Here is a 12,620-nt window from a genome sequence, read left to right on the forward strand (position 1 = left end):
GAGGCGCTCAGCGATGTGGCCGCCGAGGGCGACGTCAAGGCCGGCGCCCCGCTCTTCGTCTGGCAGTAGTCCCCCGCATTACCGCTGTACCCCCAGGGGGCGTCAACGAGGACGTCGGAAGAATCTGAGCGACGGCATCGATCGTCGCAGTGACCGGAGACAGGTGAGATGGAGACAACGCTGCGAGGCGTCGGTGTCAGCCACGGTGTGGCGATCGGCGAGGTACGGCACATGGGTACCGCTGTTCTGGAGCCCCCGGCCAAGCAGATCCCGGCGGAGGAGGCTCCGCGTGAGCAGGGCCGTGCCCGGCAGGCCGTCGAGGCCGTGGCAGCCGACCTGATCGCGCGTGGGAACCTGGCCGGCGGTGAGGCCCAGCACGTGCTGGAGGCCCAGGCCATGATGGCCCAGGACCCCGAGCTGATGGCCGACGTCGAGCGCCGGATCGCGGTGGGCAGTTCCGCCGAGCGCGCCGTCTACGACGCTTTCGCCTCCTACCGTGCGCTGCTGGCCAACGCGGGCGAGTACCTGGCCGGCCGGGTGGCCGACCTGGACGACGTCCGCAACCGCATCGTGGCCCGGCTGCTCGGTGTTCCGATGCCGGGTGTGCCGGACAGCGACGAGCCGTATGTACTGATCGCCCGGGACCTGGCACCCGCGGACACCGCGCTGCTCGACCCGACCCTGGTCCTCGGCTTCGTCACCGAGGAGGGTGGCCCGACCAGTCACAGCGCGATCCTGGCGCGTGCCCTGGGTGTGCCGGCCGTGGTGGCGATGCCCGGCGCGGGTGAGATCGCCGAAGGCACCGTCATCGCGGTGGACGGCAGCACCGGCGAGCTCTTCGTCAATCCGAGCGCCGAGAAGCGCGCGGAGCTGGAAGAGGCCGCCGCCGCTCGCAAGGCCTCGCTGTCGGCGACCTCCGGTCCCGGCGCCACCTCCGACGGTCACAAGGTGCCGCTGCTCGCCAACGTGGGCGGTCCCGGCGATGTCCCCGCGGCGCTGGAGGCGGGCGCCGAGGGTGTGGGCCTGTTCCGCACCGAGTTCCTCTTCCTCGACGACTCCGCGAAGGCGCCGTCGGAGGAGAAGCAGATCGAGGCGTACCGCAAGGTCCTCGAAGCGTTCCCCGAGGGCCGGGTGGTCGTGCGCGTGCTCGACGCGGGCGCCGACAAGCCGCTGGACTTCCTCACCCCCGCCGACGAGCCGAACCCGGCGCTGGGTGTGCGGGGTCTGCGGTCGCTGCTGGAGCACCCCGATGTGCTGCAGACGCAGCTGCGGGCGCTGGCCAAGGCCGTTGAGGGCCTGCCGGTGTATCTCGAGGTCATGGCGCCGATGGTGGCCGACCGTATCGACGCCAAGGCGTTCGCCGACGCGTGCCGCGAGGCCGGTCTGCGGGCGAAGTTCGGCGCGATGGTCGAGATTCCCTCGGCGGCGCTTCGGGCGCGGTCGATCCTCCAGGAGGTCGAGTTCCTGTCGCTGGGCACCAACGACCTGGCGCAGTACACCTTCGCGGCCGACCGGCAGGTCGGCGCGGTCTCCCGGCTGCAGGACCCCTGGCAGCCCGCGCTACTCGACCTGGTGGCGGCGTCGGCCGACGCGGCCAAGGCCGAGGGCAAGAGCTGTGGTGTCTGTGGCGAAGCGGCGGCCGACCCGCTGCTGGCCTGTGTGCTCACGGGTCTGGGTGTGACGAGTCTGTCCATGGGTGCGGCGTCCATTCCTTATGTGCGCGCCACGCTCGCGAAGTACACGCTGGCGCAGTGCGAGCGGGCGGCGGCCGCCGCCCGGGCGACCGACACCGCTGACGAGGCGCGCCGCGCGGCGCAGGCGGTGCTGTCCGGCGAGTGATCGCCGGCGTGTGTGGCCGATGCAGGTCCGAGGGGCGTTCCGCCGGTTTCCGGCGGAACGCCCCTCGCTCGTCGGGGCACGCGTCAGTCGCGTGGCGCCTGCCGCAGCGGCAGGCCGGGCCGGTACGTGACGCCGGGTTCCGGGGGTACCGGTTCGCCGGTTTCGGCGTCGGTGCAGTAGGCGTTGAAGACTTCCGCCTCGGTGAGCGGTTGCGGCCAGCCGTCGCGCAGGGACCAGCCGCGTACCTCATCCCGTCCGTCGGCGCCGGTGGACCGGACGACGATGCCGCCGGGGGTGTCGCTGACGGCGGCCGCGGCGAGGACCGTGCAGAACACCAGGGCGTCGGCCTCCGCGAAGTGGATCCGGCCCGACTCGGCGCGCTCCGTGGTGAGGACGGCGAGCAGCGGGGTGCCGTCGAGCGGCACGCTGCAGACGACGTGATGGATGCCGGTGCCGGCGGTTTCGATGAGTCCTGTCAGTGCCCGGGAGGCTAGTTCGAAGGCGGTGCTCGCGCGTTCACGGCCCCCGTCGGTGCGGCCTTCCGCGGCGGTGAGGACCTCGGTGGCGCGGTCCCAGGCCATCTGCCGGTCGGCCTCGTGGCCCAGCTGGGCGAGGAGTTGAGGCACCGGCTGCCCGCGGTACGGGATGCCGGGACCGCCCGCGGTGATGTCGGCGGTGTAGCGGGCGCGGGTGGCGGGGGCGTCCGGGTCCTGGCCGGTGTCGGCGCAGTACTCCGCGTACTCCCCGGGGTCGAAGAGGGTGACGGTGACGAACAGCCCCTGGGAGAGCAGCGCGCGCAGCAGGCCGTCCGTCTGCCGCAGGTACTGGGGATGGTCCTCGCACGGGAAGCCGCGGTAGCGGCGCATCGTGGCGAAGTCCCTTTCGCCGGCGAGCAGCGCGACGATGACGGGAGCTTCACGGCGCAGGGCGCGCCGCTGGCTCACCCGACGCGGAACAACGCCCCGTGAGCGGTCCTGTGCACGGTCCCTTGAGCGTTCCGGCGGGCGGCCGCCCGAGCGGTCCCGTGAACGGCCGCTCGTCCGGCCGGTGTTCCTGTTCTTCTTCCCGTTCCCGGTGTGTGCCATGGCTCCCCCTCGGCGCGACGATCAGTTGTCACTCACCGTAATCGGAGACACTGACAATCCGGACGGGTTGGTCACCGGCCGTGTGGAGTCGAGGCGCCGCAGCACCATGCGCTTCTGCAGGAACGCGGTGCCGGCGAGGGCCGTGCCGAGGCCGAGCCAGCCGAGCGGCCCCGCCGCGATGACCGCGGTCGTCATGATCAGCGGTCCCGCGGCGCGTTCGGCGGACTGGGCCAGTCCGTGCACCCCGACGTACGCGCCCTGCGCGTCGTCCGGGGCGAGGGCCACGGACAGTTCCCACGAGACGGTGGCCTGGTACATCTCCACGAAGGTGAAGGCGACCGCGGCGACGAGCATCGCGGTGGTGGCGGCCCAGCGGTCGTCGACGACGGAGGCGGCCACGGCGGCTCCGCCGAGGAAGTAGCAGGCGGCGACGTGGCGCAGGGTCCTGGCGGCGAGGCGCGGGGTGCGGCCGTGGCGGGAGAGCCGGACCTGGAAGAGCACCACGACGACGGTGTTGATGACGAAGAGCAGGGCGGCGAGCCCGTGCGGGGCGGTGGTGGCGCTGATGATCCACAGCGGCATGCCGACGCGCAGTACCGAGCCGTCGAGGAAGAGCAGGGCGTCGGTGGCGGCGTAGCCGAGGTAACCGCGGTCGCGCCACGGGCCGGCGGGCGATGCCGGGGGGACGGCGGCCGCGGCCGGGCGCTTCGTGGCGGACGAGGCCACCGTCCGGGTGGCGGACGGTGGTTCGGCGCAGCGGGCGACGAGTACGGCGACGACGCAGAAGGACAGTCCGTCGGCGAGCAGGAGGCCGCGGTAGACGGTGGCGCTGCCGAAGGCGAGGCCGACCGAGGCGCCGAGGCCGCCGAGGGTGTAGCCGACGTTGACGACGGTGCGCTGGACCGCCTGGTAGCGGGACCGGTCGGGGCCGGCGACGCGGGCGGCGTAGAGCTTGGTGAGCACGGAGGCGGAGCGTTCGCCGAAGCTGCCGAGCGCCACCAGGGGCAGCAGTTGCCAGAAGCCGTGGGCGGCGAGCATCAGCAGGCCGGAGGCGGCGCGCAGGAGTTGGACGGCGAGCAGCAGCCGGGTGAGGGGGAAGCGGTCGGCGAGCCGGCCGGCGACGGGTGAACCGGCGATGCCGACGGCGCCGGCCAGGCCCATCAGCAGACCGATCCGGCTCGCGCTGAGGTCCGCGACGACCAGGAAGTACAGCGCCGTGACACTCAGCCAGAGACCGGACCCGGTCTTGTCCACGAAGTTGATCCAGAGCATCCGGCGGCCGTCTGGCCCTCCCGGAATCCGTGCCGCCATCCCTGTCCCCGTCCCCGGTCGCTTCCGCACCCGTTCCCCCTTGACGCCGTCTTTGTATCAATACATACTTGCGAATGTGGCAACACAATATGCGATCAGTGGTACGACCGCCAAGGGCATTGCCGCGTCCGTCGAGCGGGCGGTGGCGGACGGCTCGCTGCCGCCCGGCAGCGCCATGCCGCCGGTGCGCAGGCTCGCCGAGGATCTCGGGGTCAGTCCTGGCACCGTGGCCACGGCCTACAAGGAGTTGCGGCAGCGCGGCATCGTGCTGACCCGGGGGCGCGGCGGGACGGTGGTCGCCGAGGCCCCCGCCGTCGGGACCAGTGGCTCGCGCCGCCCGCCGAAGACCCCGGACGGCGTACGGAGCCTGGCCGGCGGCCACCCCGATCCGGCGTTCCTGCCCGATCTGGTGCCGCCGTCCCGGGTGACGCCGGGGCCCGGGTCGCACCGGACCTCGCCCCGGATGCCGGAACTGGAGGCGGTGGCCCGCCGCTGGTTCGAGCGCGACGGCGTACCGGCCGGGCACGTGACGTTCGCCCATGGCGCGCTGGACTGCGTCGGCCGGCTGCTCTCGGCCGAACTGCGGCCGGGCGACGCCGTGGCGATGGAGGACCCGGGCTTCCACCGGCTGCTGGACCTCGCCCCGGCGCTGGGGCTGCGCATCGTTCCGGTGGCGGTGGACGAGGAGGGGATGCGGCCGGAGGCGCTGCGGGCCGCGCTGCGCGCGGGGGCCAGGGCGGTGGTGTGCATGCCGCGCTCGCAGAGCCCGCTGGGCGCGTGCTTCTCCGAGCGGCGCCGGGCGGAGCTGCTGGCGGTGCTGACCGCCGCCCCCGAGGTCCTGGTCATCGAGGACGACTACACGGCGGACACCTCCGGGGTCCCGCTGCACTCCCTCACCACCGGCGGTCTCCCCCGCTGGGCGCAGGTCCGCACCGTGTCCAAGCATCTGGGCAGCGACCTGCGGTGGGCCGCGCTCGCCTGCGACGAGACGTCGCTCGCCCGGCACGACGGGCTGCTGCTGCTCACCTCGGGCTGGGTGAGCCATGTGCTGCAGGAGACGGTGCTGCGGCTGCTGACGGATCCGGCGACGGCGGCGCTGGTGGCGCGGGCCGAGACCGCGTACACCGCCCGCCGGGAGGCGCTGATCGGCGAACTGGGGCGGCGCGGGATCACCGCGCACGGGCGCAGCGGGCTGAACGTCTGGGTGCCGGTCAGGGACGAGTCGGCGGTGGTCAACGGGCTGCGGTCGCACGGGTGGTGGGTCGCGGGCGGCGCCCGGTTCCGTACCGCGTCGGCGCCCGGGGTGCGGATCACCACGGCAGCCCTGCCGGTGGCGGACGCGGCCCGGCTGGCGGGCGACTTCGCGGCGGTGCTGGGTGAGTCGGAGAGCACCTACGGAGGTTGACGGGTCATCAGTGACTCCGGTCGTGAACCTTGACGTGCACCTGGTGGTCAAGTATTCACGTACTGGGCGGCATTGGTACAGACCTATGGGAGTCCAGTATGCGAAGATCCCTCACGCTCGTCCTGGCACTGTTCGGGACGCTCGTCCTCTTCCTCACGCCGCCCGCCGCCGCGGCGGGCGGCGCCTCGGCGGTGTTCGGCAAGACCTCCGACTGGGGCTCGGGCTACCAGGCCCAGTACCGGATCACCAACGGCGGCACCACCACCCTGACCAGCTGGAAGGTCGAGTTCGACCTGCCGTCGGGAAGCAGTGTCGGCAGCTACTGGGACGCGCTGCTCACCAAGAACGCCTCGCACTACACGTTCACCAACCGGGACTACAACGGCACCCTGGCCCCCGGCGCGTCGGCGGTCTTCGGCTGGGTCGCCGCCGGATCGGGCACTCCGGCCAACTGCCTGCTGAACGGCGGCTCCTGCGAGGCGGGTCCGCCCGACACCACCGCCCCCTCGGTGCCCGGCGGCGTCACCGTCGGCTCGGCCACCGGCTCCTCGCTCACCGTGCGGTGGACGGCCTCCACCGACGACTCCGGTTCGGTCGCCGGCTACGAGGTCTCCCGGGACGGCGCCGCACCCGCGGCCGTGACCGGCACCTCGTACACCGCCACCGGGCTGCAGCCCACCACCGGCTACAGCTTCCGGGTCCGGGCCAAGGACGCCGCGGGCAACACCTCCGCCTACAGCGCGGCCGTCAGCGGCACCACGACCACCGGCGGCGGCCCCGGCCCGGGCCCCGGCGCTGTGCACACCGCCCCGTATGTCGACATGGGTGCCTGGCCGACGCCGAGCATGCCCGCCATGGCCACCGCGAGCGGATTGAAGAGCTTCACCATGGCCTTCATCACCGCCTCCAGCTGCAAGGCCATGTGGTTCAACGCCTATGACCCGCGCGCCGGCTGGGCCAAGGACCAGGTCGACGCCATCCGGGCGGGCGGCGGCGACGTGAAGATCTCCTTCGGCGGCGCCTCCGGATCGGAGCTCGCCCAGGCCTGCTCCACCGTCGACTCGCTGTACGCCGAGTACGACGCCGTCGTCACCGCGTACGGCCTGACCTACGCCGACTTCGACATCGAAGGGGCGGCGACCGCCGACCCCGCCTCCATCAACCGCCGTTCGCAGGCGCTGGCCCGGCTCCAGCAGGCGCACCCCGGGCTGCGGATCTCGCTCACCCTGCCGGTGCTGCCCGAGGGTCTGACGGCCGACGGGATCACCATCGTGAAGTCTGCGCGCGACGCGGGCGTCACCCTCGACGCCGTCAACGTCATGGCCATGGACTACTACCGCGCCACGGACTACGGTGATGCGGCCGTCCAGGCGGCGCAGAGCACCCAGGCGCAGCTCAAGACCCTGTACCCCGACAGGACCGACGCCCAGCTGTGGGCGATGACCGGCGTCACCCCGATGCTCGGCCAGAACGACGACGGGCACCTCTTCGACCAGGCCGACTCCCGGCAGCTCGTGTCGTTCGCCCAGGGCAAGCACCTGGGGATGCTCGGCTTCTGGGAGGAGACCCGCGACCGCAACGCCTGCAACGGGGCGTTGTACCTGTGCACCAACGTCCCGCAGTCGCCCTACGAGTTCTCGAAGATCTTCGCCCAGTACACCGGGTGAGGGCGGCGCCGTGCTGACGCGGTCGGCCGCGTCAGCACGGCACTCGCCGTCAGGCCTCAGGCCCGGCGGTCCTGTGCCAGCCGCTCGTAGAAGCGCAGCACCTCGATGTCGTCGACGGAGCCGGGGTTGACCGTCCTGTCCAGCGCCGCGCCCTGCATCAGGCGCTTGACGGGGACCTCCAGGCGCTTGCCAGTGAGGGTGTGGGGCACCGCGGGGACGGCGATGACCTCGTCCGGGACATGGCGCGGGGAGAGCTCGGCGCGGATCACGTCCTTGATGCGGCCGCGCAGCGCGTCGTCGAGCGCGGCGCCCTGCGCGAGGTGGACGAAGAGCGGCATCCAGTAGCCGCCGTCCGGCAGCTCGACGCCGATGACGAGCGACTCGCGGATCTCCGGGAGGCGTTCGACGGCCTCGTAGATGTCGGCGGAGCCCATCCGGACACCCTGGCGGTTGAGGGTGGAGTCGGAACGGCCGTGGATGATCACGGTGCCGCGCGAGGTGATGGTGATCCAGTCGCCGTGCCGCCACACCCCCGGGAACATCTCGAAGTAGCTCTCGCGGTAGCGGGCGTCCCCGGGGTCGTTCCAGAACCGCACCGGCATCGACGGCATGGGGTTGGTGACGACCAGCTCACCGACCTCGTCGACGACCGGCCGGCCGGACACGTCCCACGCCTGCAGATCGGTGCCGAGACCCGCGGCCTGCAGTTCCCCGATGTGGACGGGGAGGGTGGGAACGCCGCCCGCGAAGCAGCTGCACACATCGGTGCCGCCGCTGACGGACGCGATCCAGACGTCCTCCTTGACCTCCTCGTGGATCCAGCGGAATCCGTCGGGCGGCAGCGGTGAACCGGTCGAGGCGACGCACTTGACCGCCGAGAGGTCGAAGTCGTGGCCCGGCCGGACCCCGGCCTTGCGGCAGGCCATGACGTAGGCGGCGGAGGTGCCGAAGACGGTGGCACCGGTCCGCTCGGCGATCCGCCACTGCGCGCCGGTGTCGGGGTAGCCGGGGCTGCCGTCGTAGAGCACGACGGTGGCGCCGGCCAGCAGGCCCGACACCAGGAAGTTCCACATCATCCAGCCGGTGGAGGTGTACCAGAAGAAGCGGTCGCCGGGACCGAGGTCCATGTGCAGGCCGGTCTGCTTGAGGTGCTCCAGCAGGATGCCGCCCTGGGACTGGACGATGGCCTTGGGCAGACCGGTGGTGCCCGAGGAGTACAGCACCCACAGCGGATGGTCGAAGGGCACCTGCTCGTACGCGGGAGCGGTGTCTTCCGAGACGACGGCGTCCCACTCCAGTGCGCCGTCCGGTGCCGGGGTGCCGAGCAGCGGGATGTGGATGACGGCGCGCAGCGAGGGCAGTTCGGCCCGCAGCTCGGCGACGCTGTCCGTCCGGTCGTGCTCCTTGCCGCCGTAGCGGTAGCCGTCGACGGCGAACAGGACGACGGGCTCGACCTGCTGGAAGCGGTCCAGGACGCTGCGGGCACCGAAGTCCGGGGCGCAGGAGGTCCACACGCCGCCCACGGCGGCGGTGGCGAGCAGGGCGACGACGGCCTGCGGGATGTTGGGCAGATAGCCGCTGACGCGGTCGCCGGGGGCGACCCCCAGGTCGCGCAGCCGGCCCGCGACGGAGGCGACCTGCCGGCTCAGCTCGGCCCAGCTGGTCTCGGCGATTTCCGGCCGTTCGTCCAGATGGACCAGCGCGGGCGTGCCGGCGCGCTCCGGGTCCAGGGCCGGACGCAGCGCGTGCTCGGCGTAGTTGAGGGTGGAGCCGGTGAACCACTGGGCGCCCGGCATGGACGCGTCGGCGAGCACGGCCTCGTAGGGGGTGGAGAACCGCACCTGGAACCACTCCGCGACGGCACCCCAGAAGACCGCCGGCTCCCGTACCGACCAGGCGTGCAGCGCCCGGTAGCTCGCGAGCGGGTCCGCGGGATCGCCGGCCGGGGCGCCGTGGTGCTCGGCGGCCCAGGCCTGGAAGTGGGTGATCCGCGCGCCGGCGACCCGCTCGGGGCCGGGGGTCCACAAGGGCTCCGGGGCGTGGGCGGGCTCGGTCGTGGTGCTCATGGGGCGGCTCCCGGACGGTACGACGAGACGGGTACGGCGACACGTCGCTCTGTGTGCGGCTGGACCCTGCGCGGGCGGAATGTCCTACGGCAGGGCTGGGCAGGACGATGCCATGTGATCGTCTTCGGCGCCAGGGCGGGACCCCCACAACGGGGAATGCCGCGATGTGGTTCACCTACAGGTGAACGCTGGCTGAACGCGCGGTACGGCGGCCGGGAGCAGTGGAAGGGTGGGCGCCATGGATTCTCGGGACCTGGTGCGGTCGGTACGGATGGTCGGGTCCGCGAACGGCCTGCGGACCCTGCGGTCCGCGTGGCGCAGGCAGCGCACCGACGGGCGGGACCTGCCGCGGCGGGGAACGGAACGGGCCCGGGTGCCGGGTCCCGCGCAGGGGGTGGAGCCGCTGCCGGGCGGCGGGGTGGTGCGGTTCACCCGTTCGTCGCTGCGGGTGCGGGTCGCGGTGGGCGGCGCGGTGTTCTGCGGCTGGGACGGGGCGGAGCCGGAGCCTTCGTACGCACTGGCCGGGGAGTGCCCCGCGGTGGACACCCGGGTGGAGCTGGAGAGCGACCGCAACGGGGACGGCTGGCGGGTCGTGTCGGAGCGGGTGACGGTGCTGGTCTCGCGCCATGGTGCGGTGGAGTTCCGTACCCCGGGCGGCGTCCTGCTGCGCCGCGATCTGCCGCCCCGCTGGTGGGATCCGGCGGGCCGGGAGCCGGGTGACCGCACCCGCTGGGTGCAGCGCTCGGAGACCGCCGCGGACGCGTGTGTGTTCGGCCTGGGCGGCCGGTCGTCGGGACCGCGGTTGCGGGAGGGCTCGTACCGGCTGTGGAACACCGACCCGGGCGGTTCCTTCGGCCCCGGCGACGACCCGCTGTACATCACCATGCCGGTGCAGATGGTGGTCGCGGACGCCAGCTGTCATCTGGTCTTCCACGACAACACGTGGGACGGCCATGTGACGCTGCGCGACGGGGAGGAGGGCGCCGGCTCCGGGCACGACCGGCCGGGCGGCTGCGAGCTGCGGGTCGACGGCGGGCCGCTGCGCTACTGGGTGCTGACCGGCTCGCCGGCCCGGATCCTGGCGGGCTGGACCGCCCTGACCGGCCGGCCCGCGCTGCCGCCGCGCTGGGCGCTGGGCTACCAGCACTCGCGCTGGGGCTTCGGCGACGAGCAGGAGGTCCGCAGGGTCGCGGCGGGCTTCCGCGAGCGCGGGCTGCCGCTGTCGGCGCTGCACCTGGACATCGACCACTACGACGGGCACCGGGTCTTCACCGTGGACCGGGAGCGTTTCCCCGATCTCCCCGGGCTCGCCGCGGAGCTGCGGCGCGACGGGGTGCGGACGGTGTCGATCGTCGACCCGGCGGTGAAGGCGGAGCCGGGCAACCCGGTGTACGACAGCGGGACGGCCGCCGGGGCCTTCGTACGGGACGCCCGGGGCCAGGAGGTGCGCGGCGTGGTGTGGCCGGGCGAAGCGGTCTTCCCCGACTTCACCGACGCGCGGGCCCGCAAGTGGTGGGGAACGCTGTACGCGGAGCGGCTGGCGCAGGGCTTCGCCGGGGTGTGGCACGACATGAACGAGCCGGTGTCGTTCGCCGCGTTCGGCGAGCCGACCCTGCCGCGGTCCGCCCGGCACGCCCTGGAGGGGCGCGGCGGCGACCACCGCGAGGCCCACAACGTCTACGCGCTGACGATGGCCCGGGCCGGCTACGAGGCGCTGCGGGAACTGGAGCCCGACACCCGGCCGTTCCTGTTCTCGCGCTCCGGCTGGGCGGGCATGCAGCGGTACGGCGGGACGTGGTCGGGCGATGTGACCACCGGCTGGTCCGGGCTGCGGGCCTCGCTCTCGCTGGTGATCGGGCTGGGGCTGTGCGGGGTGCCGTACTCCGGGCCCGACGTGGGCGGGTTCACCGGATCACCGTCCCCCGAGCTGTATCTGCGCTGGTTCCAGCTCGGTGCCTTCCTGCCGTTCTTCCGCACCCATTCGGCGATCACGGCGGGGCGGCGGGAACCGTGGGAGTTCGGGCCGCGGGTCGAGGAGCACGCGGCGGGCGCGCTGCGGGAACGGCGGCGGCTGCTGCCGTACTTCGACACGCTCGCCCACGTGGCGCGGCGTACCGGCGCACCGTATGTCCGTCCGCTGTGGTGGAACGATCCGGAGGACCGCAAGCTGCGTGGCTGCGGGGACGCCTTCCTGCTGGGCGACGCCCTGTTGGTGGCCCCGGTCCTGGAGCGCGGCTCGGTCACCCGCGCGATCCGGCTGCCGCGGGGCCGCTGGTACGACACCGCGACCGGCACCGCGTACGAGGGGCCCGGTCAGATCCTGCTGGACGCGCCGCTCGGCCGGATCCCGGTGCTGGCGCGGGCCGGCGCGGTCCTGCCAGTGACGGGCGACGACGGCGCCGTGGAACTGGAGGTGTGGGCCCCGGTGGCGGGGCGCACCGGCGGCGGGATCGTCTTCACCGACGAGGGCGACGGCTGGGCCGCACCGCTGGTGGAGCGCTTCACGACCCGGCTGGCCGACGGTCAGGTGGTGGTGGAGCGCGACGGGGAGGACGAGGTGGGCCACCGGGTGCGGGTGCGCGGACTGCCGGAGTGACGGGTGATGGGTGACGGCCGTCGGTACGACGGTCTCAGCGGGCTCCGGGCCGGGCTGTCCTGTCGTCGCCGTGGTCGCCGTGGTCACCGTGTTCGCCGTGTGCGCCGTACCCGCCGTCGAACCAGCGGCGGACCGCCAGGGTGTGCAGCGGGAACGCCAACTCGGCGGGCTCGTACAGCACTTCCCAGCCCTCGGTCTCGTCGGTGGCAACCGAGGCCGGCAGGTCGGCCGCGTCCCGGAGCGGCAGCAGCCCGAAGACGAGCAGGAACCCGCCCTCCGCGTCGGTGAGGGTGTCGGCGAGCACGGGGTCGGCCGCGGCCACGATCCCGGTCTCCTCGACGAGCTCCCGCACCACGGCCTGCTCCCAGGTCTCACCGTGGTCGATGAAGCCGCCGGGGAGGGCGAGCAGTCCGCGGCCGGGCTCGATGGTGCGGCGGATGACGGCGAGCCCGGTGCCCGTGTCGTCGCGGACCGGGAGCAGCGCGATCGCGACCGGCAGCGGGTTGCGGTAGGCGGTGGCGCCGCAGGCGGCGCAGGTCCGCGGCCATCCGGCGGCGGGGCCGAACGCCGTTCCGCAGGAGGAGCAGTGGGAGTCCTTCTCACGATCGGGCACGCCGGGACTGTATCCGATCACCCGTCCCAGGAGCATCA

The 12,620-nt window shown here is 73.2% G+C and carries 9 protein-coding genes (1 of these 9 cut by a window edge); 5 read left to right on the forward strand and 4 right to left on the reverse strand.

What is annotated here, in order from left to right:
- Both LNW72_RS07600 and ptsP read left to right on the forward strand, forming a co-directional pair.
- On the forward strand, positions 1–69 hold the end of the coding sequence (locus LNW72_RS07600; protein ID WP_250974694.1) for a PTS glucose transporter subunit IIA. It extends 381 nt beyond the left edge of the window; only the last 69 of its 450 coding nucleotides appear in the window; its start codon lies off the left edge, out of view; it ends in the stop codon at positions 67–69.
- 99 nt (positions 70–168) lie between these two features.
- Positions 169–1,839 carry a phosphoenolpyruvate--protein phosphotransferase gene (gene ptsP, locus LNW72_RS07605; RefSeq protein WP_164298974.1) on the forward strand — a complete coding sequence of 557 codons (1,671 nt, stop codon included), beginning with the start codon at positions 169–171 and terminating at the stop codon, positions 1,837–1,839.
- 83 nt (positions 1,840–1,922) lie between these two features.
- On the opposite strand, the gene LNW72_RS07610 is transcribed toward ptsP, so the two are convergent.
- Entirely contained in the window at positions 1,923–2,783 is an 861-nt protein-coding gene (locus LNW72_RS07610) for a hypothetical protein (RefSeq protein WP_250974695.1), read from the reverse strand.
- A gap of 162 nt (positions 2,784–2,945) precedes the next feature.
- On the reverse strand, positions 2,946–4,196 hold the full coding sequence (locus tag LNW72_RS07615) for an MFS transporter (protein WP_250974696.1): 1,251 nt from the start codon (positions 4,194–4,196) through the stop codon (positions 2,946–2,948).
- 115 nt (positions 4,197–4,311) lie between these two features.
- Here LNW72_RS07615 and LNW72_RS07620 point away from each other — a divergent pair, with 115 nt between their 5' ends.
- Both LNW72_RS07620 and LNW72_RS07625 read left to right on the forward strand, forming a co-directional pair.
- Positions 4,312–5,640 carry an aminotransferase class I/II-fold pyridoxal phosphate-dependent enzyme gene (locus LNW72_RS07620; protein ID WP_250974697.1) on the forward strand — a complete coding sequence of 443 codons (1,329 nt, stop codon included), beginning with the start codon at positions 4,312–4,314 and terminating at the stop codon, positions 5,638–5,640.
- A gap of 98 nt (positions 5,641–5,738) precedes the next feature.
- Entirely contained in the window at positions 5,739–7,307 is a 1,569-nt protein-coding gene (locus LNW72_RS07625; RefSeq protein WP_250974698.1) for a cellulose binding domain-containing protein, read from the forward strand.
- A 56-nt stretch (positions 7,308–7,363) separates the two neighbouring features.
- Here the strand turns inward: LNW72_RS07625 and LNW72_RS07630 are convergent, their stop codons facing one another.
- The gene (locus LNW72_RS07630; RefSeq protein ID WP_250974699.1) at positions 7,364–9,373 is read right to left on the reverse strand and encodes an acetoacetate--CoA ligase; all 2,010 of its coding nucleotides are present in this window, start codon (positions 9,371–9,373) and stop codon (positions 7,364–7,366) included.
- A gap of 238 nt (positions 9,374–9,611) precedes the next feature.
- On the opposite strand from LNW72_RS07630, the gene LNW72_RS07635 reads away from it, so the two are divergent.
- On the forward strand, positions 9,612–11,969 hold the full coding sequence (locus tag LNW72_RS07635; protein ID WP_250974700.1) for a glycoside hydrolase family 31 protein: 2,358 nt from the start codon (positions 9,612–9,614) through the stop codon (positions 11,967–11,969).
- 34 nt (positions 11,970–12,003) lie between these two features.
- Here LNW72_RS07635 and LNW72_RS07640 read toward each other — a convergent pair whose 3' ends face one another.
- Positions 12,004–12,618 (reverse strand): NUDIX domain-containing protein, encoded by a 615-nt coding sequence (locus tag LNW72_RS07640; RefSeq protein ID WP_250974701.1) that lies wholly within the window; start codon positions 12,616–12,618, stop codon positions 12,004–12,006.
- Between the last annotated feature and the right edge of the window lie 2 nt (positions 12,619–12,620).

The organism is Streptomyces sp. RKAG293, assembly GCF_023701745.1.
GTDB lineage: Bacteria > Actinomycetota > Actinomycetes > Streptomycetales > Streptomycetaceae > Actinacidiphila.

Bases quoted from the DNA above. Each gene is read 5' to 3' on its own strand.
- ptsP (WP_164298974.1), top strand. From the start codon at position 169: ATGGAGACAACGCTGCGAGGCGTCGGTGTCAGCCACGGTGTGGCGATC.
- LNW72_RS07615 (WP_250974696.1), bottom strand. From the start codon at position 4,196: ATGCTCTGGATCAACTTCGTGGACAAGACCGGGTCCGGTCTCTGGCTG.
- LNW72_RS07625 (WP_250974698.1), top strand. From the start codon at position 5,739: ATGCGAAGATCCCTCACGCTCGTCCTGGCACTGTTCGGGACGCTCGTC.
- LNW72_RS07630 (WP_250974699.1), bottom strand. From the start codon at position 9,373: ATGAGCACCACGACCGAGCCCGCCCACGCCCCGGAGCCCTTGTGGACC.
- LNW72_RS07635 (WP_250974700.1), top strand. From the start codon at position 9,612: ATGGATTCTCGGGACCTGGTGCGGTCGGTACGGATGGTCGGGTCCGCG.
- LNW72_RS07640 (WP_250974701.1), bottom strand. From the start codon at position 12,618: ATGCTCCTGGGACGGGTGATCGGATACAGTCCCGGCGTGCCCGATCGT.